General features: G+C 55.6%; 22 protein-coding genes and 1 tRNA gene. 10 read left to right on the forward strand and 13 right to left on the reverse strand.

The window, feature by feature from the left end:
- Window positions 1–37: 37 nt before the first annotated feature.
- The gene (locus G583_RS0112270; protein WP_022871475.1) at window positions 38–1,696 is read left to right on the forward strand and encodes an ABC transporter permease; all 1,659 of its coding nucleotides are present in this window, start codon (window positions 38–40) and stop codon (window positions 1,694–1,696) included.
- A gap of 146 nt (window positions 1,697–1,842) precedes the next feature.
- Here the strand turns inward: G583_RS0112270 and G583_RS0112275 are convergent, their stop codons facing one another.
- From G583_RS0112275 to G583_RS0112290, 4 genes are all read right to left on the reverse strand, one after another.
- A complete protein-coding gene (locus G583_RS0112275; RefSeq protein WP_022871476.1) occupies window positions 1,843–3,084 on the reverse strand; it encodes an aminopeptidase P family protein in 1,242 nt (413 codons plus the stop codon).
- A 279-nt stretch (window positions 3,085–3,363) separates the two neighbouring features.
- A complete protein-coding gene (locus G583_RS15920) occupies window positions 3,364–5,139 on the reverse strand; it encodes a BCCT family transporter (RefSeq protein ID WP_022871477.1) in 1,776 nt (591 codons plus the stop codon).
- 2 nt (window positions 5,140–5,141) lie between these two features.
- Window positions 5,142–5,936, reverse strand: a complete 795-nt coding sequence (locus tag G583_RS0112285; protein WP_022871478.1) for a creatininase — start codon at window positions 5,934–5,936, stop codon at window positions 5,142–5,144.
- Between the two features lie 372 nt (window positions 5,937–6,308).
- Window positions 6,309–6,677: a DUF488 domain-containing protein gene (locus G583_RS0112290; RefSeq protein ID WP_022871479.1), complete on the reverse strand. Its 369-nt coding sequence runs from the start codon at window positions 6,675–6,677 to the stop codon at window positions 6,309–6,311.
- Window positions 6,678–6,935: 258 nt separating this feature from the next.
- On the opposite strand from G583_RS0112290, the gene G583_RS0112295 reads away from it, so the two are divergent.
- Together G583_RS0112295 and fmdA are read left to right on the forward strand one after the other, a co-directional pair.
- Complete coding sequence (locus tag G583_RS0112295; RefSeq protein ID WP_022871480.1) at window positions 6,936–7,229, forward strand: FmdB family zinc ribbon protein; 294 nt, start codon at window positions 6,936–6,938, stop codon at window positions 7,227–7,229.
- Window positions 7,230–7,246: 17 nt separating this feature from the next.
- Entirely contained in the window at window positions 7,247–8,509 is a 1,263-nt protein-coding gene (fmdA, locus tag G583_RS0112300; RefSeq protein ID WP_022871481.1) for a formamidase, read from the forward strand.
- Here fmdA and G583_RS0112305 read toward each other — a convergent pair.
- Window positions 8,506–11,010, reverse strand: a complete 2,505-nt coding sequence (locus tag G583_RS0112305) for a GcvT family protein (protein ID WP_029629564.1) — start codon at window positions 11,008–11,010, stop codon at window positions 8,506–8,508. The genes fmdA and G583_RS0112305 overlap by 4 nt on opposite strands.
- Window positions 11,011–11,146: 136 nt before the next feature.
- On the opposite strand from G583_RS0112305, the gene G583_RS15925 reads away from it, so the two are divergent.
- Entirely contained in the window at window positions 11,147–11,893 is a 747-nt protein-coding gene (locus G583_RS15925) for an IclR family transcriptional regulator (protein WP_022871483.1), read from the forward strand.
- A gap of 69 nt (window positions 11,894–11,962) precedes the next feature.
- Here G583_RS15925 and G583_RS0112315 read toward each other — a convergent pair.
- Window positions 11,963–12,047: transfer RNA gene (locus G583_RS0112315), tRNA-Tyr, on the reverse strand.
- 185 nt (window positions 12,048–12,232) lie between these two features.
- Here G583_RS0112315 and G583_RS0112320 point away from each other — a divergent pair.
- Together G583_RS0112320 and G583_RS0112325 are read left to right on the forward strand one after the other, a co-directional pair.
- Complete coding sequence (locus G583_RS0112320; RefSeq protein WP_022871484.1) at window positions 12,233–12,721, forward strand: YajQ family cyclic di-GMP-binding protein; 489 nt, start codon at window positions 12,233–12,235, stop codon at window positions 12,719–12,721.
- Window positions 12,722–12,739: 18 nt separating this feature from the next.
- A complete protein-coding gene (locus G583_RS0112325) occupies window positions 12,740–13,207 on the forward strand; it encodes a hypothetical protein (RefSeq protein WP_022871485.1) in 468 nt (155 codons plus the stop codon).
- On the opposite strand, the gene G583_RS0112330 is transcribed toward G583_RS0112325, so the two are convergent.
- Entirely contained in the window at window positions 13,204–14,073 is an 870-nt protein-coding gene (locus G583_RS0112330) for a M48 family metalloprotease (protein WP_022871486.1), read from the reverse strand. The two genes, G583_RS0112325 and G583_RS0112330, sit on opposite strands and share 4 nt — an antisense overlap.
- Window positions 14,074–14,088: 15 nt before the next feature.
- A complete protein-coding gene (locus G583_RS0112335; protein WP_040895857.1) occupies window positions 14,089–15,498 on the reverse strand; it encodes an FAD-dependent oxidoreductase in 1,410 nt (469 codons plus the stop codon).
- 155 nt (window positions 15,499–15,653) lie between these two features.
- Between G583_RS0112335 and G583_RS0112340 the strand changes: the two genes are divergently transcribed.
- Both G583_RS0112340 and G583_RS0112345 read left to right on the forward strand, forming a co-directional pair.
- Window positions 15,654–16,151 carry a hypothetical protein gene (locus G583_RS0112340; protein WP_022871488.1) on the forward strand — a complete coding sequence of 166 codons (498 nt, stop codon included), beginning with the start codon at window positions 15,654–15,656 and terminating at the stop codon, window positions 16,149–16,151.
- Window positions 16,144–16,677 (forward strand): HIT family protein, encoded by a 534-nt coding sequence (locus G583_RS0112345; RefSeq protein ID WP_022871489.1) that lies wholly within the window; start codon window positions 16,144–16,146, stop codon window positions 16,675–16,677. The genes G583_RS0112340 and G583_RS0112345 overlap by 8 nt, the downstream gene beginning before the upstream one ends.
- Here the strand turns inward: G583_RS0112345 and G583_RS0112350 are convergent.
- The gene (locus tag G583_RS0112350; protein WP_022871490.1) at window positions 16,674–17,720 is read right to left on the reverse strand and encodes a polyprenyl synthetase family protein; all 1,047 of its coding nucleotides are present in this window, start codon (window positions 17,718–17,720) and stop codon (window positions 16,674–16,676) included. The genes G583_RS0112345 and G583_RS0112350 overlap by 4 nt on opposite strands.
- A 392-nt stretch (window positions 17,721–18,112) precedes the next feature.
- On the opposite strand from G583_RS0112350, the gene G583_RS15930 reads away from it, so the two are divergent.
- Window positions 18,113–19,393 carry an isochorismate synthase gene (locus tag G583_RS15930; protein ID WP_022871492.1) on the forward strand — a complete coding sequence of 427 codons (1,281 nt, stop codon included), beginning with the start codon at window positions 18,113–18,115 and terminating at the stop codon, window positions 19,391–19,393.
- A gap of 15 nt (window positions 19,394–19,408) precedes the next feature.
- On the opposite strand, the gene G583_RS0112365 is transcribed toward G583_RS15930, so the two are convergent.
- From G583_RS0112365 to G583_RS0112380, 4 genes are all read right to left on the reverse strand, one after another.
- Window positions 19,409–20,242, reverse strand: a complete 834-nt coding sequence (locus G583_RS0112365) for a sugar nucleotide-binding protein (RefSeq protein ID WP_040895862.1) — start codon at window positions 20,240–20,242, stop codon at window positions 19,409–19,411.
- A 15-nt stretch (window positions 20,243–20,257) separates the two neighbouring features.
- Entirely contained in the window at window positions 20,258–21,193 is a 936-nt protein-coding gene (locus tag G583_RS0112370) for a hypothetical protein (RefSeq protein ID WP_022871494.1), read from the reverse strand.
- Between the two features lie 253 nt (window positions 21,194–21,446).
- Entirely contained in the window at window positions 21,447–23,213 is a 1,767-nt protein-coding gene (menD, locus tag G583_RS0112375; RefSeq protein ID WP_245540631.1) for a 2-succinyl-5-enolpyruvyl-6-hydroxy-3-cyclohexene-1-carboxylic-acid synthase, read from the reverse strand.
- A 10-nt stretch (window positions 23,214–23,223) separates the two neighbouring features.
- Window positions 23,224–24,234 (reverse strand): o-succinylbenzoate synthase, encoded by a 1,011-nt coding sequence (locus G583_RS0112380; RefSeq protein ID WP_022871496.1) that lies wholly within the window; start codon window positions 24,232–24,234, stop codon window positions 23,224–23,226.
- A gap of 19 nt (window positions 24,235–24,253) precedes the next feature.
- On the opposite strand from G583_RS0112380, the gene G583_RS15935 reads away from it, so the two are divergent.
- The gene (locus tag G583_RS15935) at window positions 24,254–25,234 is read left to right on the forward strand and encodes a phosphatase PAP2 family protein (protein ID WP_084677387.1); all 981 of its coding nucleotides are present in this window, start codon (window positions 24,254–24,256) and stop codon (window positions 25,232–25,234) included.

Raw genomic sequence — 25,234 nt, forward strand, 5'->3', positions numbered from 1 at the left:
TGGCCTGTGGTGCCTACCTTCTTGTAAAGGAACACCCGTGACCGCGACCAAAGTCCGCAGCTCCACCCCAACTTGGCGTACCTACGCCCTGCTCCTGAGTCTCTTGGTACTCGTTGCAGCACCTTTGCTGTCAGTCCTGCTCACGGCTGTCTTTGGGTATCGTGATGAACCTGCGGCGTTAGCGTCGTTGATCGAACCGGGAATGCTACGGGTTGTCGGCAACACCGTGTGGCTGTCATTGTTGGTAGTTCTTTTTGCCACACTGCTAGCAGCACCGCTTGCGCTGTTGATGAGTTGGACCTCCTTGCGGCGGCATTCATGGATTGATGTCGTCGTCATGGTCCCGTTCATGACCCCGCCCTTTGCAGCCTCCATGGCGTGGATGGACTTCACCCGCCTGGGAGGTGTGGCCAGTATGCTTTTTGGCGATACTGTCGGCCAGTTTGGCCATGACTTCATTTATTCAGTCTGGGGCATGGCACTCATCATGGCGTGTGAGCAATTTACTTTCCTGTATCTCATTCTCCGTACCGCGTTGAGTACCCTTCCGGCTTCCACGCTTGAAATGGCCTCGGTGGTGGGCGCCTCGCCTTGGCACCGGGCACGGAGCATCATTGTCCCCATGCTTGTGGGACCATATTCACTCGGGGTACTGATCGTGTTCATCCGCTCGGCTGGCGAGTTTGGCACCCCCGTCACGCTAGGAAATGCCATTGGGTATCAAGTGCTTGTATCGTCCATCCATCAGGATGTGACCGTTTCACCATTGAGCTTTTCGCAAGCAGCGGCGACGTCGAGCGTGCTGTTTACCCTAGGGGTCCTCATTTGGGGACTGCAGCAATGGGTTTCGCGAAAGGACCTCACGTCAGGTGGCCGGGTATCGCGGCTCTACACGGTCGCGTTACAGGCCAGAGGAAAAATTGGTGCATGGCTTGTGGTCGCAGGCATCTTCATGGTGTCAGTGCTGATTCCATACTTTTCTATCGTCCTTGGCTCGATGACGATATTACGTTCTGAGCCGCCCGGTTTAGACAACCTTACCTTCGACTATTTTGGTATTGTCCTCAGCAAGAGCTCCGCTCAAGAAGCCCTCACCAATTCAGCGTTCTTAGGGTTCGCCGGTGCGACGCTGGCGGTGCTGTTGGGACTGGCGGTCACCTTACTGACCTTGAGAAATCCCAAAAAGACTGCACGAACAACGGATTTCTTAGCCATTGCACCTGATACCGTTCCAGGAATCGTCATGGCCGTCGGCTTCATTTTGCTGTGGAATGCACCGTGGCTGCCGATCACCCCGTATGGTACCGGCTGGGTTCTCATACTGGGCTACGCCGGTCTTTTCTTGCCCATGGTGACGCAAAATATCAAAACCTCGGCAAGTGCGGTCTCACCTACAGTCCTCGAGGCAGCATCGGTAGCAGGAGCAAGTACATGGCATATTTTTCGTCGCGTCCAGCTACCACTGATGCTGCCCGGCATCATCGCCGGATGGCTTTTGGCTCTGCTGATTGGGTTTCGTGAGCTGGTGATGTCCTCGCTGATTCGACCTGCGGACATGCAGTTGCTGTCGCCATGGATTATGAATGTCTTCGATCAGGGCCAGCGTGCTGAAGCTATGGCCATGACCCTGATTGGTGTTTTATCGTCAACGCTCATTTTGGTCCTTGTAACCTACTGGCAACGACGCCGGATATAAAAACCGGCCTTTTGGAGGGCGGCCAGGGAATTTTCCTCGACCGCCTTGAGGACCACGAAACCCCGAGCAGAATCTTCTGCTCGGGGTTTCGTTTTCACACGATGCGTGTGGATCAGACAAGATTCGTGCCTAACCGCGACTGTTGGTTATGCATCGATGATGTTGTGGCCTGGGCCGTATGGGAACTTGGTAATATTCTCTGCACCGTCTTCGCCGACCACGAGGATGTCGTGTTCGCGGTAGCCGCCAGCGCCTGGTTCGCCGTCCATGACGGTGACCATTGGCTCCATGGAGACAACCATGCCTGGTTCCAGGACGGTGTCGATGTCTTCGCGCAGTTCCAGACCGGCTTCGCGGCCGTAGTAGTGCGACAGGACGCCGAAGGAGTGGCCATAACCGAAGGTACGGTTTGGCAGCAGGCCGTGGCCGATGAAGATGTCGTTGAGTTCGTGTGCGATGTCCTTGCAGACTGCGCCTGGTTTGATCAGTTCGATGCCGGCCTCGTGGACTTCAACGTTGGCCTTCCAGATTTCCAGGGTGCGAGCGTCTGGTTCACCAAGGGTCAGGGTGCGCTCCAGTGCGGTGTAGTATCCGGAGGTCATTGGGAAGCAGTTCAGGGACAGCAGGTCACCGCGCTGCAGTTTGCGGGTGGTGGCCCAGTTATGTGCACCGTCGGTGTTGATGCCCGACTGGAACCATACCCAGGTGTCGCGAACTTCTTGATCTGGGAAAGTCTTGGCAATTTCGTGCACCATGGCTTCCTGACCAATGAGTGCAACTTCGTACTCGGTGATGCCTTCGCGAATGGCAGCGTGGATGGCTTCGCCACCGATGTCGCCGATACGGGCACCCTGTTTAATAACTTCGATTTCTTCTTGGGACTTGATCATGCGCTGACGCATCGCAGCCTGCGAAACATCTACAAGTTCCGCATCCGAGAAGGTATCGGCAAGTGCTTTGCGCTGCATGGTGGTTACGGTATCGTCTTCAACGCCAATGCGCTTGGCCTTGATGCCCTGGCGGTTCAGTGCTTCTTGGAGGCCGTAGTAGAAGTTGTCGCGGCGCCAGTCGGTGTAGACGATGTTGTCGCCGTAGCTGGTGCGCCATGGCATACCGGCGTCGATGTTGGCGGTTACAGAAACCGAATCGTTCTGCGTAACCACCAGCGCGTACTGGCGACCGAAGTAGGTGAACAGGTAGTCCGAGTAGTACTTAATGCCCTGATAGCTCGTCAGAATGACAGCGTCGAGGCCCTTTTCGGACATGATTGAACGCAGGCCGCTCAGACGACGTTCAAATTCTGCATCTGAGAAAGTCAGAGGCTGCTTGGTGCCATTGTGTAGGGTCTTCAGACGCTCGAGTTCGCTGATGTTTGTGACGTTAGCCATGGGGCTCTCCTTTGAGGTTTTGGTCAGTCCGAGACTTCGGACTGCTTTGATGTGGGTTTCGTACATAGGAGGTTGCGACAACATAGTTGTGATCTTTGCAACGCTGTTGCATTCAGAATAGATGTGAGTCACTTCACTGTCAAGGCCAAATGTCAGGAATCTTTTGATGACTTTTGACGGCCCACATTAGGCCTTGTCAACGCAAAAAAGTGGGCGCAGCCACCTACATGGCTACGCCCACTTTGTATTACTCGACACTAGGCATATCGAGCAGCTATATCACTGAGCATCATCGGTGCCAGGAGGTCGCGATGCCACAGTGGTCGCCTCAGGAGAAGGCTCCGTGAAGCCTTCGCCATCAGGGTTGGGCACCAACACTCGCTCAGGGTCTGGATCATTAACGGCGCGTTCCATACGACGAATCTCTTTATTGCGCTTCTTCAGTCGTCGCACGAAGTTCGCGATCATCAACAAAATGACAAACGAGAATGGGAAGGCGCCGATAATCGTCCCTGTTTGCACCGTATCGACCACAGCCTCACCCCCGATGGCCAGCAGGACGGTAGCAACCGTACCGATACTCAACACGAGCACTACACGGAAGAATGGACTGGACTTCCGCGGTGCGGTTACGAACTCACCCAGCGCATACGTACCAGAGTCCAACGAAGTGATGTAATAAGTGGCGACCAGGATCGTTGCCACAATCAGCAGGACGGTACCAACGAACGGCACCTGCTCCAACATGGCAAACAAACCACTTGAGGTATCGGCGGCAACCTGTTCACTAATCGATCGATCAGTTTGATCGTCGTAATAGACGGCGGCAGCACCAAGAATGCCGACCCAGACCATAACGATCAGGGATGGCACGACGGTCACACCGATCACGAAGTCGCGAATAGTACGTCCGCGAGAAATACGCGCCACGAAGCCTGCGACGAACGGCGAGAAGGCAATAACCCAGCACCAGATAAATACCGTCCACCAGCCGTTCCAGCTGTCTTGCCAAGTCTCTAGCGAGGATGCGGCGAGCGGGAAGTCGGTAAAGAAGCTCATGGAAATAAAGTTCTGTCCGAAACTTCCGAAGGTCTGCGTCAGCGTCGAGATCATATAGATTGTCGGGCCGAACACGAAGACGGCCACGACTAGCACAATGCTCAGGATGGAGTTCAAGCCTGAGAGTCGCGCCATACCCTTATTAATCCCAATGAATGCAGAAATACCCGTCACGGCTGCGAATGCGCCGATGACGATCATCCACATGGCCGGTCCAGACTCAATGCCGGTAAACGAGGTAACGCCAGAACCGAATTGCATGGCCGCGAACCCGAACGAGGTGGCCAGCCCAAGGACGGTGGCCATAATGGCCAGAAGCTCTACGACAACTCCAGCAGGACGCTGCGCCTTCTTGGGCAGGATATCAACCGTTGCTTCACGGAATGTCAGTGTCTTACCGAGGTTGTGGTGGGAATAGGCCAGGCACAGCGCGACCACGCAGTACATCGCCCAGGCGGTGAGTCCCCAGTGGAAGTAGGTCCATACGATGGCACCTTCTTCACCGCCGCCGGCGGGCATTGCAGGAATAACGGGATTTTCCTCCCGCAGCATGATCGGCTCTGCCACGGACCAAAAGATCAAGCCGATTCCTTGCCCACAGGCGAAGAGCATCGAATACCAGGCAAATCGACCGTGGAGTGGCTTCGCCTTCGGGCCGCCGAGGCGAACTTTGCCAAATTTGCTAAAGGCCGCCCAAATACAAACAGCCAAAGCAATGAGTGAATACAGCACAAAGAGCCAGGTGAACTCACCGGTGACGAAGGTTCTCAGTGCTCCAATAGCATCAGCTGCTCCCTGCGAGTCAGCAATAACCCAGATGACGGCAACCACAATCAACACCGGTGGGATGATAGTGATGAGCAGTCGATCAAGCGGCGGAATCTGACGCCCCATGAACCGCGGTACCTCTACAGGGGCTTTTTGCTCACCGTCTGCGGGCTGCTGCCCAGCGTACTGCGTCTTGGGCTCCGTCGAGGCCTTTTCTGTTTTTGCCATAGCTAACGCGCCCCTCCTGCTGCTACCGTCATCTTCAATTCTTTTGCCAGCGCATCAGATACCGCACCACAAACAGCTTCTAAGAGCATTCTGCCCTTTTCTGGGCTGGCATCCACGGCTGAGGACAAGCATCCACTAGCGGGGGTACGCGACGGATCCTCGGGGAAAATATCGTAGGAGGTCAGCTCAGCCGGCGGGTGATCAATGACTCGGTCCATCTCGACCTGCTCTGGATGTAGATGCAGCATCAAGGAAGTTTCCAGCACTCCGCCGTGCTCAATATCCCAGCCCAAGAAACCATCTGGGAAAACCTTGTGCAGGGTTTCCTCATCCACAAAATCCCAGTACGACATCAGCACACCGCGGCTATTGAGCCCGGTATCACGAGCTTGCTTCACTGCTAGGTCCAGACCCTCGTAAATGAACTGGTAGTTTTCGAAGTGGCCGTTGAGTACTACGACATTCTTAAATCCTTGGCGCAGGAATGAACCGGCAACATCCTCCACCAGGCTCATCAGAGTCGTTGCACTCAAACTCGTCGTCCCGACTCGATGGTCGCCGCCACCGGATCGTGGCTGCGATTTATACCCATACGAAAAAACAGGTGCCACAAGCGCACCAAGCTGCTGCGCGACCTCCGCGGCAATGTCAGTCGACAACATCGCGTCAACGCCCAGTGGCATGTGTGGCCCGTGTTGCTCGGTCGCGCCCGTGGGAATAATGACGGTGGATGCTGGCTGACTCAGATACTCTGCATACGTTTCCGCATCGAGGTCTTCGAGAAAGACTGAAGACATGTGTTCTCCTTGACTCCCCTACACAAAGGGTGAATGCTTCCAGGCAGGGCCCGGTGACAGGATGGTTGGAAATTCAACATGTTGCCTTGTACGCAACAGCGTTGCAGCAAATATATCGAGTGACTGCAGTCACAGTCAAGTCACCTTGGTGCGGGACGAGAACACAAAACACTACCACTGCGAGCGCAGTGCGATTCTTCGCCTGACGACGCCACTAGTCTTGACGACGTGTCACAACCGGACCTTGGTCACCGAGATGTATCGTGGCACCACAGCGCCAACAGATGACAGACAAAGCGCCGGCCTCAGAGGCCTCAAGCATCGCCGCGCAAGCAGGGCATAATTGGTCAAGCCAGCAGGCTGGATCGCCCATCAGCTGTGCCTCCGCAAATAGTCCTGGAGGACACGAGCGTGGTTAACAGACTCGTCCTTGGCAGCATAGAGCAGGGTGACCCGTGCATGATCATGCACCATCTCAATCAGCTCATCGACCTGCTCTGTGTGGTCTTCATCTGAGAGTTCTTGCTCATATCGGTCCGCAAATTCCTGGAAACGTTGCGGATCATGGTCCCACCACGTTCGCAGACCTGGACTTGGTGCAATATCTTTCAACCAGTGGTTGAGTTCGGCGCGTTCTTTACTTACACCGCGCGGCCACATCCTGTCGACGAGCACGCGCTGACCATCAGAGTCATGGGCGTCGTCGTAGATCCTTTTGATCACAATCTTCCGGTTGCTCATAGATGCAGACTACGCCTGCGCCACGACGCCTTGTCAACGATTTCATCCCCGCCCGACGTTTTGAGCAGCTTTGTTCAATAGAGTGCCCGTCGCCAGACAAGGAGACTGTTCGGCGTTTCGACGAGTCAACCGCGGTCTCGCGATCGATACGTGACGACTGACGCCGATCTCCCTAGTCAACACCCCTTGAGATCTACCTCACGCCATGTTTGACTCAGTGGCATCAGGTGCATGTCTCCGCCGAGAGGATCATGCTTCATGCCGCTATACGATTTCAAATGCCCTGAAGGCAACGTCTTCGAAGCCTTCTTTACAATGCAGAACAAACCGGACTCCACCCCCTGCCCACAGTGTGGCAAGGAAGCTGCAAGCCTCATGCCAGCCGTTGGCCCATCACAAGGAAAAAGCACCCAGATGCGACTCCTCGATGCCACGAAAGCGACAGCTGACCAACCCGAGGTGGTGAACTCTATTTCCGGCACACGCACAGCAAAACGCCAACCCACTGCCATCACGACGAATCCGTTGCACCAAAAATTGCCCAAACCTTAGATGTAGGAGTACTCATCATGCTCGGCAATATTTTCCCACTAGATTCCTCCAAACCATTTACTGATCAAGAAAAAATTGGCCACAACAGATACCACCCGGACATCCCGGCGGTAGAAACAGTGTGTCCGGGGGATAGCTTCCGGGTCGATTCACGCGAATGGTTCGACGGCGCCATCAAAAACGATGACTCGGCCGATGACATTCTGAACGCACCCATGAAGAAGGTGCACGGCCTCACCGGACCGTTCCGCATCGAAGGCGCACAGCCCGGCGATTTGCTGATCGTCGACATTCTGGACGTCGGACCAATCCCCCAGGAACAAGGCCCGCTAGCCGGTCAAGGCTGGGGCTACACCGGCATCTTTGCCCGCTCCAACGGTGGCAGCTTCCTGGTCGACCAGTTCCCTGACGCATATAAAGCCGTCTGGGACTTCCAAGGTCCGTGGGCGACCTCACGGCATATTCCTGAAGTGCGCTTCGAAGGGCTCACACACCCCGGCATTATGGCCACTGCACCCAGCCCTGAGCTATTGGCCAAGTGGAACAAGCGCGAAGGCGACCTGATAGCTACGAATCCAGATCGAGTACCACCGCTTGCACTTCCGCCCGAACCTGAGGAGGCTGTGCTTGGCGGCCTGCCGCAAAGCGAATGGGAGCGCGTCAGCTCAGAGGCGGCACGAACTGCTCCCCCACGCGAAAATGGCGGGAACCAGGACATCAAGAACCTCACGAAAGGCACTCGAGCCTTCTACCCGGTCTTCGTCGACGGGGCAAACTTCTCGATTGGAGACCTACACTTCTCCCAGGGTGACGGCGAGATTACCTTCTGTGGTGGTATCGAGATGGGTGGCTTCATGGATATCCATGTCGACCTCATCAAGGGCGGCATGGAAACCTACGGTGTTGCCGAAAACGCCATCTTCATGCCAGGTCGACAAGATCCGCAGTTCAGTGAATGGCTTTCATTCTCAGGCACGTCAGTCACCCTCGATGGAGAACAGCGCTACCTAGATTCTCACCTGTCTTACCAGCGTGCCATCCTGCACGCGATCGAATACTTGTCGAAGTTTGGGTATTCCAAGGAACAGGCCTACCTCCTCTTGGGCGCTGCCCCGATTGAAGGACGCTTGTCCTCCGTAGTAGACATTCCGAATGCGTGCTCCACGGTCTACATTCCAACCGCTATCTTCGATTTCGATGTTCGCCCCTCTCAAGGCGGCCCGCATCAAATCGATCCGGGTATCGGTGCACCAAAAGCCAAGGATCCCGTCTACGGCTAACGACGCATCTTGCTACCACTGGGGTCATACAGCGGATCCGTAGCTACCAGTGCCGGCACCGAACGATCAAAATGTTTGATCACCACTTCGGTGTCGGCCCTGTCGTATTCGGGATCAAGCCAGGCGAAGGTGATGGTCTTGCCCACGGTGTACCCAAAGTCAGACGAGGCTGTGTAACCAATCAGCTGACCAGCGGCGTCCAACACTGGAGAACCAGGGTTCGGTGTGCCAAATGGGAAGTCAGACGTCAGAGTCACCATCTGCCGATCGGTGACTGGTGTATCCGACAGTGCCTCACAGCCAAGATAATCGGTTTTAGTTTTCGAAACCGCGAATCCAAGACCCGCTTGTGCTGGCCGATGCTCCCGAGTCACATCCGCGCCATAGGACCGAAATCCTTTTTCTAAGCGCAGGGCGTTGAATGCTAACCGTCCACCGATGACTATGCTGTACCGCCCTCCTGCTGTGTGGAGCTCCTCCCAGAGGCGAGCGCCATGATCTGCAGTTGTGTAGAGCTCCCACCCAAGCTCACCCACATAGGAAACACGCAACGCCATCACGGGCACGGCCGCTATGTAGAGCTGCTTGGCTTTGAAATACCCGAATCCTTCGTGGCTGATGTCGTCGTCGGTCAACTGTCCAAGCACATCTCGAGCGTTGGGGCCCCAGAGTCCGATGCAGCATGTCCCCGGCGAAATATCAGTGATCGAAACCTGTTGCCCGTCGCGTACATGATCGGCTAGATGGATGAGGTCTCGGTGGCCATTGGCACCGATAAGAAACGCTTCTTCTGAGATACGCGTGACCGTAATGTCCGAAAGAATACCTCCGGTCGCGTCCAGCATCAGCGTGTAGGTCACCGAACCTGGGGCCTTCGACACCGTATTCGTCGTGAGACGCTCAAGCAGTGCCGAGGCGTCCGGGCCCTCGACCCAGTAACGAGCCAGTGAGGTCATGTCATACATGGCCACCCGGTTACGAGTAGCCCAGGCCTCCCCGACTGCGATGGGTGAAAACTCCGAAGTATCCCAGGCAGGGATTTTGGGAAAGACCAGATCCTCTTCTTCGAGAATCCTCCGGTTCTCCTCGAGCCAGAGCGGGCGTTCCCAACCATTTGCCTCAACGAAATGTGCTCCTGCAAGCTGCTGATGAAAATGGAACGGGGACGTCCGAATACCGCGTAGTTTCGCAGACGCCGCACGCGGATGTCTTATGTCATAGACCTCGTCATACGCTTCCAGGCCCTTCTGTCGACCGAATTCTGGCGAAAGTAGCTTGGTATCGAAGCGCGCCAAATCAAGGTGAGACGTGTCGATACCTGGTTCGCCGGTGGTGATCCAGTCAGCGACCACCTGAGCAACGCCCGCTGACGCTGTAACCCAAACGGCCTGGGCGATCCACACTCCTGTCACGGTATTTGAAGGTCCTAGCAGTGGACCGCCGTCGGGTGTGAACGAGAAAATTCCGTTGAACGAACGGGCTTCATCCAGACCCGCCTCGCGCACCGATGGATAAACGCGCTGGATCTCTTTCCACGTAGGCTCGTATTCCGGCCAGGTGAACTCATGCACCGACGGTTGTACTCCGCTGATGTGCGCCTGCGCTGCTGATGCCAGCTGGTCCTGACGGACCTCGAGTGGTTTGTGCTCGTAGGCTCCGATCGCCAGGCTTCGGCCTTGTTGACGGAAATATATTCCGGCGCCCTGGTGACGAATCATGGGGAAGTTGCACGATTCGTCAGTAGCGGCGTCTTCAAATTCCGCCATGGGATGCGAGAAGCCAAAACCGTGTTCAATCGGCTGCATTGGCATGTTCTCCCCGAGCCATTTGCCGATGGTGGGACCCCAAATACCACCTGCTGCAACAACGATATCCGCGGCCAGAGTACGCTCGTTGCCCCCGGTGAGTGCATCAACAACTTGCACGCCGGTGACCGCACAGTCTTCGACCACCAGATCGGTCACCCGGGTATGCCCGTGGAAGACGGCACCGTGCTCAATGGCACGCTCGGCCTGAGCCGTCACTGCCCGAACCGAATGCACAACGGCGTCGGTGGGAGTATGCAGCGCTCCGATCAGATCGGTGGTATCAACCCCCGGCCACAGCTGCTGCACATCATCGGCCTGAATCAACTCGGATGCAACACCCCAGGATTGAGCGAAACCGTGACGCCGCTTCAACTCGCGCATCTGATCGTCGGTGTACGCAAGCTCAATTCCGCCAACGCGTTTCAAAAGCCAGTTATCTTCTTCACCAGGATTGAGCTCATCCAACTTTTCGAGCGTGCGCTGCGCCAACTCCGACATAGCTTTGGAGGGGTTGATCTGAAAGACAAATCCTGGTGCGTGCGAAGAGGACCCTCCCGTTTCATACAGTGGTCCTTGGTCAACCACCGTGACATCGCGTGCTCCGCGCTGGGTGAGTTCATCCGCTACCGCTGCTCCGACAACGCCCGAGCCGATAATGAGAATTTTTGATGATGGAGAATATGTGTGTTTCACGACCGTGACCCCCGCAGGTTGCATATGTTGCAACTAAAGCATAGACTGCAACTATGATGTGTGTCACAGATTCTAGTCCCGGCGTCCCGCGCTCCACAAGACCTATCCAGACTCTTTTGGAAGTGGTTCCTTCATCATGAGCGCTAACCAGTCCGTGGACCGCGCATTGAGCATTCTCTGGATCCTCAACGGAGCAAAACACGCCACTGTCACAGAAATCGCACAGGAGCTGGAAGTTCATAAGTCGACGGCCTCACGGCTATTGAGCGCACTCGAACGTCAGGCACTTGTCGTGCGCCGCCAGGACGACCTCGCCTATGAGCTTGGCCAAGGGATTCTACAGTTAGCAGGTTCTGTGAACTCGCAAAATGATCTGACGAAATCCGCGCAACTGCTCGTCGAGACGGTGGCACAGCACTTCAAACTCACCGCCAATGTCGCCGTGCTGGACGAAATCTATGCTGTGAATATCGCGCAGTCGGCGCCCACGGAGCGGTTTTTCACGCCTCGGCAATATGTAGGACGCCGCACTCCCGGCCATGCAACCAGTAGCGGCAAGGTCCTGCTCGCCGGGGCAGCCGCTAACGTCCGTGAGCAGCTTGTGCATGAACCGTTGGAGCGCTTCACCAAATGGACCATTACCGACAGGCAGATACTCCTCGATGAACTTAAGACGGTCAAAGAACAGGGTTGGGCCGCTTCGAATAACGAGTGGGATAGCGATATGACTGCTGTAGCCGTTCCCCTTCACAGCATCTCCAATGATGTGATCGCCGCGGTGACTATCACGGGGTTTACGCATGATTTGCCTAGCGATGCATTCACCAGACAGGCTGAAGAACTCACAACCGTGGTCCAACGCTTCGGACGCTTGCTTGAGTAAGCGATTGCAGGATTCTGGCCTGTAAAAAGAAAAACCTCGGTTCTCGCCGAGGTTTCCTATGTATTGAATTGGTGGCAGATACAGGATTCGAACCTGTGAAGGCAATGCCAGCTGATTTACAGTCAGCCCCCGTTGGCCGCTTGGGTAATCTGCCAAGGTGTGCAGCTTGCGTGCACGAGTGACTACATTACCAGCCATTATTTGTTTTAGCTAATCGTCTGATGGCCGTGTTTCAAACCTCACAGATTTCATAGAGTCGAGTTCTTATCGTATCGCCCTTCGACACATCCACGCTAAACTCTGGAAAGACCCAAATGTTGAGCTATAGAAGGAGCCTGAATGGCGAAAGAATCGACTTTTGACATCGTGTCCGAAGTGGACAAACAGGAAGTTGCCAATGCTGTAAACCAGGCTTCCAAAGAGATTCAGCAGCGATACGACTTCAAGGGCACCGGCGCTACGATCGAGCACAATGACAGTAGCCTCACGTTGATCGCAAATGCGGAAGCACGAGTCAACGCAACCCTTGACGTACTGCAATCGAAGTTGGTGCGTCGCGGTATTTCATTGAAGGCACTTGAGGCTGAGGAACCCGTTGCGCAGGGCAAGCAGTTCAAAATCAACGCTGTCATCAAAGAAGGTATTGACCAAACTACAGCCAAAAAAATCTCCAAAATTATCCGTGATGACGGCCCAAAATCGGTCAAGGCTACTATTCAAGGTGACCAGCTACGCGTATCGTCGAAGTCACGTGACGATTTGCAGACCACCATCACGTTACTGCGCGATTTCGAGGATGCGCCACTACAGTTCATTAACTTTAAATAGCGTTGGAGGAGTACTTACATGCTGTACCTGATTACGTTCGACCATTCAGTTTTCACCAACCCGCTGTCCGTCGGGGAATTACTCGTCAAACAAGAAGATGGCGAAGCAGGCGAGCAACTCAATTTTGCACGGTTACAGGACCCCATTCATCCAGATAATGTTCTGCAGCCAGCGTTGCGCAATGGGTTTAAACATGCAGAAGGTCTGATGGTCGATGCGAGTCTGGTGGATATCATGTCCGAACCGCATCTTTTGGAGCAAGCATCTGCTTCGCAGCTCAAACTGGAATCGCAGTTAGAGGAGTTAGAGACCGGACCTGTGCCGGTTCAGGCAGCCAGTTTCGAACGTGAGCAGGACCAGTTGTCCCGTGACGCTCGTTTGGACCACAGCGAAGCGTTGAACTGGGCAAATACAGCTCGGCGTGATCTGCTTGCACGGCCCGTCAACCATGAACTACAAAAGCACTGGGACGCTAAGGGAAATTAGGATTGCTGTCCCATATCTCGAGCAATCTGGTTCAGACGCTCCACCCGGTCTTCCATAGCCGGGTGGGTTGAGAACCAGTTTCTGATTTTGCCGGCAAATGGGCTGGCAATCATCATGTGTGATGCTGCTTTGACCCTGTGGTCATCAGCTGGCATTGGATGACGCTGTACCCCACCCGAGATTTTCTGCAGGGCTGATGCTAGTGCCAACGGATCACCGGTCAGCTGCGCACCATCATGGTCGGCAGACGTCTCGCGATCACGGGAAATACCTGCCTGCACTAACCCTGCGGCCAGCGGGGCGAGGATCGCCCCGAGGAGGCTAAACAGCACGTTGTTGTTATTTCTGCTGAACATCAACATATATGCGGCACCTTGAATCACCGTACCGATAGCGGCTGCAATCGATGAGGTCAGGATGTCTCGGTTGTAGACGTGCATCAGCTCGTGGCCGGTTACTGCGCGTAACTCTCTGGGGTCCAGCAGGTGCATGATGCCTTCGGTGAAGCAGATCGCCGCATTTTGCGGATTGCGCCCGGTGGCAAAAGCGTTGGGCTGCTGGCTCGGGGCGATGTAAATGCGGGGAGCCGGTTCCCCAGCGCGCTGCGCAAGTTCATGGACCATATCGTAGAGACCTTTGAACTGCTGAGGATCTGCGGCGTAGGCCTGCATGCTGCGCAATGCGATTTTATCTGAGTTCCAATACATCACGGCGGTTGAGACTAACCCAATACCGGTAAACAGAACGATCCAGATGGCGCTGCCACTGGAGGCTGAGATCACGCCACCGATAGCTACTAGAATGCCCAGCATTAGGGCAAATAGGAACCATGTCTTGGTGCGGTTTCGCATCACGCGTTGCTGCATGCTGGTGTCATCCCTTTAACTATGTGCTGCTTGTCGCGCCTTCGCGCGGGAGATTCGAACCTGTTCGTCACGGTCGACAACTTTCACACGCTCGCGCTCAACCGGACCCGACTGGGTTTCCAGTTCTCCGAGACTCATTTCGTGGTTGTCGAGTTCCTGCCAACCCTTCCAGTCAGAGTATTCCACTCCGCGCTGATCCAAGAGCTCAAGAATCGCTTGCTCATCGGGCTGCTCTGCAGTGTATAGATGCTCGACATCTTCGATAATGTGACCGATGGTCTCGAGTGCATCGCCCTTGGTATGACCGATCAATCCAACCGGACCGCGCTTGATCCAACCGGATGTGTAGAGCCCTTGCACGGGTTTTCCGTCGGCGCCCAGAACACGGCCTTCTTCGTTTTTGATAATGCCGCGTTCTTCGTCGAATTGAATATCCGGCACAGCCGAACCGAAGTACCCGATGGCGCGGTACACCGCTTGCACCGGGTACATTTTCATTTCGCCAGTGCCTTGCACGTTTCCGGTGCCATCAAGTTCCATACGCTGCATACGAATGCCGGCCACCTTGCCCTGGTCTGTCAGAATTTCTTCTGGGGCTTCCAAGAAATGTATGTGGAGACGACGTGATGCGCCGGTGCCTTCCGGGTTATCGTCCTGTTCTAATAACCAGTTGGTCAAAGTGTTGACCATATTGCGGACCTGGTTGACTTCTTCGGCAGCTTTCTCGGAGGCCTCATCGAATTCAAAGTCGTCTTCGTACAACACGATGTCGACGTCATCGGCAGATTTCAGCTCCCGCAGTTCAAGCGGGGTGAACTTCACCTGTGCTGGACCACGCCGGCCGAAAATATGAATATCCGTGGCTTGTGATGCTTTCAAACCGGCATAGACGTTGTCAGGAATCTCGGTTTCAAGCATCTGGCTGGCTGGTTTCGCCAGGACCCTGGCCACATCAAGTGCAACGTTGCCGTTACCAATAACCGCAATTTCACGGGCAGATAGATCCCAGTCACGATCCACGTCGGGATGACCGTCGTACCAGGATACGAAGTCCGCTGCACCAAACGAGTTCTCTGCTTCGACACCGGGAATGTTGAGTCTGGCATCTTTGATCGCGCCGGTGGCAAACACGACAACGTCATAAAATCTGCGCAGTTCTTCGAGATGAATGTCGGTCCCGTATTCCACATTTCCGATGAAACGGATATCACCGCGGTCCATAACACGATGCAGTGCTTTAATGATGCCCTTAATTCGTGGGTGATCAGGCGCCACGCCATATCGAATCAGACCAAAAGGCGCAGGATAACGATCAAACAGATCGATCGAAACATCAAAGTCGATGTCTGCTTTCTGTAGTGAGTCAGCGGTATATACACCAGCCGGACCGGCACCGATGATGGCTATCCGTAGTGGACGATGCATAGTTTCGGACACTAATTTCCCTTTGTTCTTGACTGCATAGAGTAGTTGCTATGGTAATTACGTAAACACCGTATCGCCTAATCCTGGCAGTCTGCTAGAAATTCAGCGGAAAGCAACAGTGAATGTGGATCTCAAGGGCGACTAGACTAGTACCTATGGCTCGACGCGATACACAAGTATTTTATCCCACATATCAAAGTTTCGTTCCGAAACTCCTGGACCGGCCGTGGGCGGCCGAAGACGGTATGGACCTCGACGAGCTCAACACGCAGGTGCTCTCCTCCGTTGCAGCCCACCAGTTGGACGAGTTCGGCAATACGCCGACGATCGCAACCATCGCACCTATGGCGCTCCAAGAATTTTATTTAGCACTGGGTGTCTCCGAAGTGATGGAGACCAATCATTTCTTCTTTGACCCAGACGAACTCGAGATCCGCGACACCATGGTGATGTTCGTTGAGGACGCAGATGAGACGTTGGTCTGGGGAATTCCCTTGGACCAGGTTTCCCTGCCCGACCCGATGGTCTACCGACGAAGTGTAGGTGCTGAAGCACCCGACAATACCGGGCAATGGGAAGCCAGTGAAGCAACCGTCTCCGAGCTCATTGCTGACATCTTGACCTGGAACTACCCGGAGGAAGATCTTGCCTGAACATATCGGCCACGGCCCGTCCCCTACTCCCCCACAAATCCAGTCCCATGCGCCCGAGGGGTACGTGTGCCCGTTTTGTGGACTGGTCAATGGTGATGTCGCGGACCCGAATAATCGCTGTGCACTGTCAGATGTGATCTACCAAGACGAGGATCTCATCGTTTTTAGCGCTGCCGATGGATTCGGCCCCCATGCCGGGCACGTCATGATCTGCCCCGCGAAACATTATGAGGCGCTCTATGATCTGCCAGATCATGTATTGATGCGCATCAGCCTGATGGTACGAGAAGTTGCTTTCGCGATGAAACGCGCATGGAATCCAGAAGGCATCTCCACACGACAGCACAATGAGCCATCAGGTAATCAGCATGTATGGCACTATCACATGCATGTGTTTCCGCGCTACGCTGGCGATATGCTCTACCGCCATTTGCGCCAACCGATGGAAGAGTCTTACCGGGAGCAAATTGCCCAAGACATCAAGGCCACGCTGGATCCTGCCGCAACCGTCCTGCCGAAGCCTTAGGCGTTGCGGGACACCACATATAGTGCGAAATGTTTCAGCGCTGTTTTCACCGGTGAATCTGCCAGGCCATCAAGTGCTGCAATTGCTTTATCAGCCCACTGCTCGGTCAGCTCCCAAGCTTGATCGATGACCTGGTGCGAAGCTACAGCTTGCACAGCCGCTTCGACTTGTACATCGGTATCTAATGGTCCGTCAACGAGTTCAAGCACGCGTGCGGCCTCGGTGTCACCTTCGGCAGCGGACTGACGCAACATCAAAATTGGCAGCGTCGGCACACGTTCTTTCAGGTCAGTGCCTTGTACTTTGCCTGTCGTGTCAGAGGTACTGGTGACATCAATGATGTCGTCGGCCAGTTGAAACGCCATGCCCACATTGCCGCCATAGGCCGCAGTGATCGCGATGAGTTCTTCCGAGCCACCGGCCATCAGCGCACCCAGCAGTGCACTCGTTGATAGCAGCGAGGCAGTTTTACCATCGATCACGCGTAGATAATGCTCGAGTGGATCATCGTCTGTTGCCGGTCCTACGGTTTCCCAGAGCTGGCCCAGGACCAGTTTCTCGAAGGTCTTGGCATGCTCTTGGACGGCTCGGGTGCCAAGAGCAGACATGACCGCTGAAGCTTTCGCAAAAATTAGGTCGCCCGCCAGGATTGCAATGGAGTTCGACCACTGCTGGTGGGCCGCCGGCACACCACGACGTTGGTCGGCTTCGTCCATAACATCGTCGTGGTACAGCGTTGCCAGATGAGTCAGCTCCATGGCAACAGCTACTTCGCGAACGCTGCTCGCTGGTTCAGCTACCTGTCCGGTCGTGACATTTTCGTCGGCAAGCATTGAAGCCAGCACAGCGACGATTGGGCGCACACGTTTACCACCGGCGTCTAAGAGATGACGCGTCGTATCTTGTGCAAGGTCGTCAGCATAGACCAGTGCGTCAGCTAATTCTTCTTCGATCTTAGCCAGGCTGGTCAATAGCGCCTCGAAAAGCTTCTCGTGCTTTTGTAGCGCGTCAATACCCGGAGGCAGCGAAATAGAAATATCCACCCGTATAACCCTACACTAGCGGCCCTGGCGGACCGCTGGAATCACAGACTCGACAACTTCAATTGTACGGTCACCAAACATACCCCCGGCGTTCTCTACACCGTTGGAGGTTACTGCCCAACACGGCAATTTTTCAGCTATCCGAACACCACGGTGCACCTGGTCCAGCCCCAAAATGAGCCACACCGCTCACCGTGGTGTGCGCTGTTTAGACTGAGAAACCGCACGAGCCTGCCGTTTTTGCAACCATGCCCACAGTCTTGGTCTCCGAGGCCAGAAAATCGCTTGCCGTCGCATAGCGCATCCCTTCGTCACAAACTGCACCTTACGGTGATGTCTTCATTGTCCCACCACCGCGAGCAACCGCAAAAACCGGTACATTATTGCCTATCATGTCTTTTACCGCCGCAGCTTTTTCACTGACTGACGCACAGTTGGCACAACTTCCTGATGGACTCATTGGCAAAGCCACGTGTGCGTTTGCACGCAACCGTCGCGGCAAGCTTGGTTTCGGCGAGCGCTACCGCTTCACGACTTCGGGCCCCCAGCGCTTTGCACAGGCACGAGACCGTTGGTCTGAGCTGACGGCCTCTGCAGCAACTTCCCTACACCAAGACCTGACAGCAAGCTCCCCGCTATGCTTTGCGGCGTTTACCTTTGATGCACGGTCCGCTGTGGAATCGCTGATGGTCGTCCCGAAGTTTGTACTCGATAGGACAGCTGAAGCCGTTCGCCTGGCATATATCTACGAGGCGACAGAGCAAGCACCGGATACGAGCACTCTCTTCCAGATGTTCCTTGCTGAGTTACCCGAAGAATCCGGTAATAACATCCCGGCTACGTTCTGCAACGATGCCGCATACATGTCTGAGGACGACTTCCAGCAGGTTGTCGGTGAGGCAGTTCAACGCATCAACCAAGAAGAGTTCTCCAAAGTAGTATTGGCACGCGATGAGCGCGTGCATGCTCCTGCAGGATTCCATATTCCCGCGACCATGCGCGCGTTGGCCAACGATAATCCCACCGCGTGGACCTATAAAGTGGGTCCGCTGATCGGTTCAACACCAGAGTTACTTATCGCACGCAAAGACAACGATGCCAAGGCTCGGGTGCTTGCCGGAACCGTTGACCGAAACGTCGCAGTCAATGACGATCTGATAGCTGAGCAGCTTTCTAAGAACCCCAAACAGATTTTCGAACACCAAGCTGCTGTTGACTCGCTGGTCGAAAAACTCTCACCGTTTGCCACAGCGCTACATGTTTCTGCCAAGCCCTTCGTCTTGTCACTGCCAAACGTATATCACCTTGCAACGGATGTCTCAGCAGAGCTGACCGCTTCAACCTCCGTGCTAGACCTTGTGGCGGAGATCAATCCTACGGCTGCGGTAGGCGGTACCCCCAGACGCGCAGCACTCGATGCGATCTGGCAATTAGAAGCCGAACAACACGGTATGGACCGCGGATTATATGCCGGTGCTGTGGGCTGGTTGAACGCAAGCGGTCACGGCGAATTTGGAATTGCCTTGCGTGGCAGCGTGATTGAAGACGAACACCACGTTCGCATTTACGCGGGCTGTGGCATCGTCGATGGTTCGGATGCTGCCGCCGAATTAGCCGAAACCAACGCAAAAATGCGTCCCATGAAAAAAGCGCTGCGCATGTCCGCGAACTAATCCGGACATTACACATCAGCGACCAGCAAGGATGCTGTCATAGCCTTCTCGGTAGGTCGGGTAGTCAAGAGGCCCGAGCCAAGTGTGGAGTCGATCGCCGCCCAGTATCCTGCCACGACTGCCGTCCTGTTCCAGGGCAGGCGGAACCGCAACGTGGAGCTGGGAAGCGATGTATTCTACGATGTCGCCTAACGGCACACCGGGTGCCTGGTCGATCGCATGCAGGACGGCAGGTGGCTCTTTGGCGCTGAGTATGGCATAGAGCGTATTCACCAAATCTGTCTGATGAATGCGATTCGTTAGCCGGTTATATTGCACAGCTTCGTTGGCCAGTACTTTGCGGATGAGCATTTCTCTACCCGGGCCATAGATGCCAGCCGGGCGGACAACATGAGCTCCAAAGAGTTCAACCGCCAATTGTTCGCCGGCCACTAATGTTTCGCCACGGTGTGACGTGGGAGCCACAGGATCATCCTCGGTAAGAGGCCGAGCCATACTATGGCCTTCAAACACTCTGGTCGACGATACAAACACAACGCGGCTTGGAACGTTCGGCAGGGCGTGCGCCAAATGCTGCAACGCCTTCAGATACCCGTTTTCACCGGCGGGATCCAGCATCGTTGGTGTCAACGTTACGACCATGCTGTCGACTTCGGGCAAGGTCTCCGACACCGGCTGCATCAGATCTATGGAAAGCCGGGTAAAACTCGATGGCAGATCGCTCGGGTCACGTCGCAGTGCGGTGATTTGGGAGCCGGCTGCGTTGAGTCGCTCGCCGAGTTGTGTTCCCACTTGCCCACAGCCAACCAGAAGCGTGTGATCCGGGACAACCGACTGGTTATATGCCATCTGTAGGAAGCCCATTTACTGGTAGGAAACGAACCACGGTTTGGGCTCTACATCGAAAGTTTGTTGCGGCGAGAACATCGGATCATCTTGCCGGTAGAAGTTCTTCCATGCCATGTGCATGTCTTCCGGGAGATCTTCTTGCAATAGGTCCCAGGTGGCAAACTTATCTTGGGCGGTGCCGTGGCCATCAGCGTGCAGGACCATAGCCAGTTCAGGATGATCAGTATTGACCTGTTCGCGGCCGCGGATCATTGACTGTCGGAACTGGTGCAGGATTACCATTTTCTGTGGCAGATCGTGTTCCGCAGTGAGTTCCGCGAGCCAATTAGTCGTTTCGTTAATCTCTGCAGCGCTAACAGAGCCGATCTGTTCCATATGGACTTGTCCCTCGGACAGCCGCCATTCCGGATCCAGCGCTAGCCCCACGTTGGGGCGCTTCAACAGATCTTCGAAGATTTTCGCCTGTGTTAAGAAATCAGTGTGACCGGGCTGTAAATCTAACACCACGTAGATATCATGCTCTTCGGCGACGTCAACGTATTCTGCAATATCGTCCGGATCAGTCTCGGCTGAGTAGTTGCCGTCGTCTCCTGGATGTTCAGACGCCATCGTCACAATGATTTCAAAGGCCGGATGGATCTCTTCATCACTGTGCGCCTCATACATTTCTGCCAGCTCAATCACCCGATCAGCCGATTCCTCAGGTGACTGCTCTCCCAATGCACCCAGCGACGGATAACTTGGGTGGCCGTAGAGGGCAATGAAGCGTTTATCCGGAAAAAGTTCGGTCCCACCACCTACAAGCTCCGGTGGTTCTTCGGTGGGTGTCGGCGACGGTTCGGGACTGGCTTCCGGTGTGGCCGACGGCTGGGCAGACGGATCGTCTCCACAGCCTGCAAACAGTAGTACGGCGGCCACACAGCTAGCGAGCACACTTGAAAATCGACGCATGAACCTCATATCAAGGCAAAGATGTCAGGACATCCTTAACCCTATATGGTTGCTAGGAAGTGCTCTCCCAAGTTGCTCATCATAGCCACTCGCCAGTGGATGTGGTGATCCAGTAACGATGCATCGTCGTCCCATCGTGCGTTCTCGCATCTTCAGCCACAAGGAAATCCGCGGGGACGCGGTCTGCTGGCAGATGTATACCCCTGGACTCCTCGGCGAGCATAAACGAACGATATATACGACTCCTCGACCTTTACACGAACGTAGCGCGAACCGCGTTCTGGACTGCATCATGCACATGCGGCCGCTGACTCCGGTCCGAGACAACTTCCAAAACCCTGCGACCAGCGGTTGGATCCCCCAACATGTGGATGAGCTGTTGTTCGGAGGTCAAGCGCTCATGCTGTATCCCGTGGGCAGCACATAATGCGCCGACATCCACGGTATGCGGGGTCCCAAAGAACCGTTCAACGACCGATGACATGCCAGGCCTTGCGGCGACCTCACCATGTTCCAGTCCGTGGAAGATGGCACCGCCCGAATCGTTAATGACGACGATATCGAGGTTAGGTTCCTGCTCGGTTGGACCAATGAGTAAACCATTGGTGTCATAGAGGAATGTCAGGTCACCCACCATGAGTGTGGTGCGCTCGCCGGTGGCAAGGCTAATGCCCGAAGCAGTAGAAACAGTGCCGTCGATACCGGCCAAGCCGCGATGGGCAAACACCGTGGAAGTCGGTTCGGCAGGTGGGCGCCACGACAAATCGACGTCCCGGATGACTGAGGATGAGCCGAGCACCAGCTGTCCCAAGGCAGTAGCGGAAACTAACTGGGCAGTGCGCATGGCCCCAGGTTTGCCCACGGTTTGCTGACGGTCAGTCAAAGCTTGTTCCAGAGCCCGCTGTGCGCGTTGCGCTGCTGACTGCCACGAGGCTAACCATCCAGGCGGGCCACTACCGGCGAATTCTGCAAGCTCTTGCAGCTGGTGTATGAGCCGTTCTTTGCGTGTACCAGGGGTAAACCACCCGACAGGTTCCGGATGGTAGAGCGCTGCTTTGACGTCGTCACGCTTCAACAACGACTGCAGCTGCCGGGAAAGCGTTGGCCTGCCAAACAACACGATTCGACGAATATGTCCGCCGAGTCTATGCGCGGATTCGCCGACACCACCGTCGGGGCCGAGCAGATAGGGGTAGGCAGCGATTGCATTCCGGGAGAATCTGGCGTTGGAGGACGGCTCAGCAAAAAGCGGGAGACCAAGTGCCAAGGCAAAATCATGTGCCACCGGACCGGCTCCGTGGCCCGCTACTACCACCGTGTGGCGTTCCCGTAGGTCGGTAGCTTCTACGAGTTCGTCCTGGAACGAGTGTCCTCGGTTGCTCCAGCGTTGGTCGCTTGTGAATCGCGGATGGGATTGTGAAGCAGCAATCACCGGGAGCACGCCGGTTTCTGCTTCTGGACTCACAGTGATTTCGTCTGGTTCGGGAATCAGTGGTTCACGGAATCGTGCGTTGATGTGCACCGGACCGGTCGGTGAGTCAGCAGTGCCTGCTCCGACCGCGAGCGCACCCATCACGGCTGCGTGGGTTTTAGCAAAATTGGCGGATTCGCCGGTAATCGTGATTGAAGTGCGGGCGTGGACGCCGAATAATTCCCGTTGATCGGTTGTTTGGTTCGCACCGGTGGCTTGAACTTCTGTGGGTCGGTCGGCGGTGACCGCAACGAGTCGAATGTCTGCGTGTGCGGCTTCCATCATCGCCGGCATGAGGTTTCCGGTCGCCGTTCCCGAGGTCGTCACGACCGCTGCTGGCCGCCCGGATGCCAGCGAAATGCCCAGGGCGGTAAACGCAGCAGAGCGTTCATCAATCCGCACGTGGAGGTGCAAGCGTTTATGGTCAGCCACTTCGGCCAGAGCATATACCAGAGGTGCTGAACGTGAACCCGGCCCGATGACGACGTGCTGCACGCCGGCATCGCGAAGGGCGGTCACTACGGCTCGTGCGGTATCCATGGAATCCATGCGGTCCATCCTACGCCTTAGCTGATAAAACGCTGTGAGTTTCTGCCAGTCGGGTTTGCCACCACGCTTGACGTTCGGCGGGCAATTTGAGTTGCTCCATGATCGCAGGATCTGGCTGTGGGGCCGGGCCTGCGGTCAAAGCACCCTCGCCCGCGCGAGCTGGGTTTGCTGGTTCAGTAGTAAACAGCGCAGCGGTCGCCAGCCCGCAGGCGTGGTCCAGCGTGGGCAGCGAGGCCGCCAGAGCCACTCCTGCAGCGATCCCTACAGACGAGTCCAGCGCGGACGAGACGACAGCATCGAGACCGGAGGCCTCAACGATGGACAGCGCACGTCGCACTCCGCCAAGCGGTTGTACTTTGACGACAATCAGATCGGCTGCCCCAGCCTGGGCAACGGCCAAAGGATCGGTGGCTTTGCGAACAGCTTCATCGGCGGCAATCAACACCCTACTGCCTGCAGCTCGAAGATCGGCCCGCAATTCGGCGAGCGGTTGAATACCCGCAACCGGCTGTTCTGCGTACGTCAAAAAATCCAGGGCCATAATGACTTCAAATGCCTGTTGGTGGGTATACCCCGCATTGGCGTCAATTCGAATATCAGCTTCTGGAAGTAGCTCGCGGACCCGTTTGACTCGTGCAATATCGGTGGCGACATTCGGATCAGCGACTTTAACCTTTACCGCCGACACCGGGCCAAACCGAGCGAGTACCGTTTCAACGTCGTCAACTGCTACCGCCGGTACGGTGGCATTGACGGGTACGCGCTGACGCACCGGTTCGGGCCAGCCGTGCCACCCGGCTTCAATGGCAGCAGACAACCAGGCGGCCGATTCTTCGGGCGCGTATTCCGGAAAAGGGGAAAACTCTGCCCAGCCATGAGGCCCTTTGATGAGCATGACTTCACGCAATGTCGTCTTGCGGAACTTGGTGTTCATGGGTAAGCCGATTGCAACAGCATTCGCTGCTAGTTCTTCCAGTTCAACGTCAGCATTTAGCGGTAAGATGTGTGAGTTGTCGACCATGTAGTTAGTCTAGGCCCCAATGATGCAACCCGATTCTGCGTATCTTCCGGAGGATAACCTGCCGGAACCCCGGCGGACCCGCCGACTGCTTCGTGTGCCCGGATCTCGTATCTGGGCATGGATAGTGCTCATAGTGGCCATGGCAGCCTGTCTATGGGCGACCTTCCAAAATTTCGTACTGTCGTCACGGGGTCAGGTTCTCGACCACGCTGCACTGGCTTCGGCTACGGCCCGCCTCCAGTCGCTGCACGAAGCATCGGTGAGCCTGCTGGCTGATTTGCCCATCGTGGTGGCTACGATTGCCGCCATCGGTTTCTTGGTGCTCACACTGTGGCGGCGACGCTGGGCGGCTTCCCTGATTGTTGCACTGACGTTTGGGGCAGCGAACCTCACCACCCAAGTGCTCAAGATCGCCCTGGAACGCCCTGACCTCCCCAACGGGGTGCCCTACTACACCGGCAACTCACTGCCGTCTGGTCACGCCACATTTGCGACCGCGGCTTTTGTCGCCATGTTCTTGTTGGTGGCCCCGCGTTGGCGGTCATCCGTGGCATTCATCGGTGCGATCTTTGCCACGGTGATCGGGGTTGCCACCTTTTTGGACGGCTGGCATCGCCCGGCCGATATCGTTGCAGCCTATCTCGTGGTGGCATTGTGGGCGTTGATCGGCGGACTCATTATTTACCGTGTATCACGTCAGTGGAATGTGATTTCGCCACGCTCCAGAGCACAATACGCGTCCATGTCAGAAATCATGCTGTGGCTCATGGCCGTTGTGGGCCTTGGCGGCGCGCTCGCCGTGGTGTTTTTCTCTGGTGGGGTCGATACTTTGCCTGACAACCTCGAGGGTTTTATCCCTTCCGCCCGTTGGTTCATTTTCGGGGCTCTGCTCATCGGGGGTTCGGCCAGCCTGGTCTTTGGAGTGCTGGCTAGTTTCTTCCGTTGGGAAGCTGGCCGTGAGGCACCCGACGACGTCGCGTCTACTTCCGTTAACCGCTGA

Origin of the sequence: Yaniella halotolerans DSM 15476 (assembly GCF_000420805.1) — a bacterium.
GTDB lineage: Bacteria > Actinomycetota > Actinomycetes > Actinomycetales > Micrococcaceae > Yaniella > Yaniella halotolerans.

Bases quoted from the DNA above. Each gene is read 5' to 3' on its own strand.
- G583_RS0112320 (WP_022871484.1), top strand. From the start codon at position 12,233: ATGGCGAAAGAATCGACTTTTGACATCGTGTCCGAAGTGGACAAACAG.
- menD (WP_245540631.1), bottom strand. From the start codon at position 23,213: ATGGATTCCATGGATACCGCACGAGCCGTAGTGACCGCCCTTCGCGAT.
- G583_RS0112325 (WP_022871485.1), top strand. From the start codon at position 12,740: ATGCTGTACCTGATTACGTTCGACCATTCAGTTTTCACCAACCCGCTG.
- G583_RS0112365 (WP_040895862.1), bottom strand. From the start codon at position 20,242: ATGGCATATAACCAGTCGGTTGTCCCGGATCACACGCTTCTGGTTGGC.
- G583_RS0112295 (WP_022871480.1), top strand. From the start codon at position 6,936: ATGCCGCTATACGATTTCAAATGCCCTGAAGGCAACGTCTTCGAAGCC.
- fmdA (WP_022871481.1), top strand. From the start codon at position 7,247: ATGCTCGGCAATATTTTCCCACTAGATTCCTCCAAACCATTTACTGAT.
- G583_RS0112275 (WP_022871476.1), bottom strand. From the start codon at position 3,084: ATGGCTAACGTCACAAACATCAGCGAACTCGAGCGTCTGAAGACCCTA.
- G583_RS15920 (WP_022871477.1), bottom strand. From the start codon at position 5,139: ATGGCAAAAACAGAAAAGGCCTCGACGGAGCCCAAGACGCAGTACGCT.
- G583_RS15935 (WP_084677387.1), top strand. From the start codon at position 24,254: ATGATGCAACCCGATTCTGCGTATCTTCCGGAGGATAACCTGCCGGAA.
- G583_RS15925 (WP_022871483.1), top strand. From the start codon at position 11,147: ATGAGCGCTAACCAGTCCGTGGACCGCGCATTGAGCATTCTCTGGATC.
- G583_RS15930 (WP_022871492.1), top strand. From the start codon at position 18,113: ATGTCTTTTACCGCCGCAGCTTTTTCACTGACTGACGCACAGTTGGCA.
- G583_RS0112330 (WP_022871486.1), bottom strand. From the start codon at position 14,073: ATGCAGCAACGCGTGATGCGAAACCGCACCAAGACATGGTTCCTATTT.
- G583_RS0112335 (WP_040895857.1), bottom strand. From the start codon at position 15,498: ATGCATCGTCCACTACGGATAGCCATCATCGGTGCCGGTCCGGCTGGT.
- G583_RS0112290 (WP_022871479.1), bottom strand. From the start codon at position 6,677: ATGAGCAACCGGAAGATTGTGATCAAAAGGATCTACGACGACGCCCAT.
- G583_RS0112370 (WP_022871494.1), bottom strand. From the start codon at position 21,193: ATGCGTCGATTTTCAAGTGTGCTCGCTAGCTGTGTGGCCGCCGTACTA.
- G583_RS0112285 (WP_022871478.1), bottom strand. From the start codon at position 5,936: ATGTCTTCAGTCTTTCTCGAAGACCTCGATGCGGAAACGTATGCAGAG.
- G583_RS0112380 (WP_022871496.1), bottom strand. From the start codon at position 24,234: ATGGTCGACAACTCACACATCTTACCGCTAAATGCTGACGTTGAACTG.
- G583_RS0112340 (WP_022871488.1), top strand. From the start codon at position 15,654: ATGGCTCGACGCGATACACAAGTATTTTATCCCACATATCAAAGTTTC.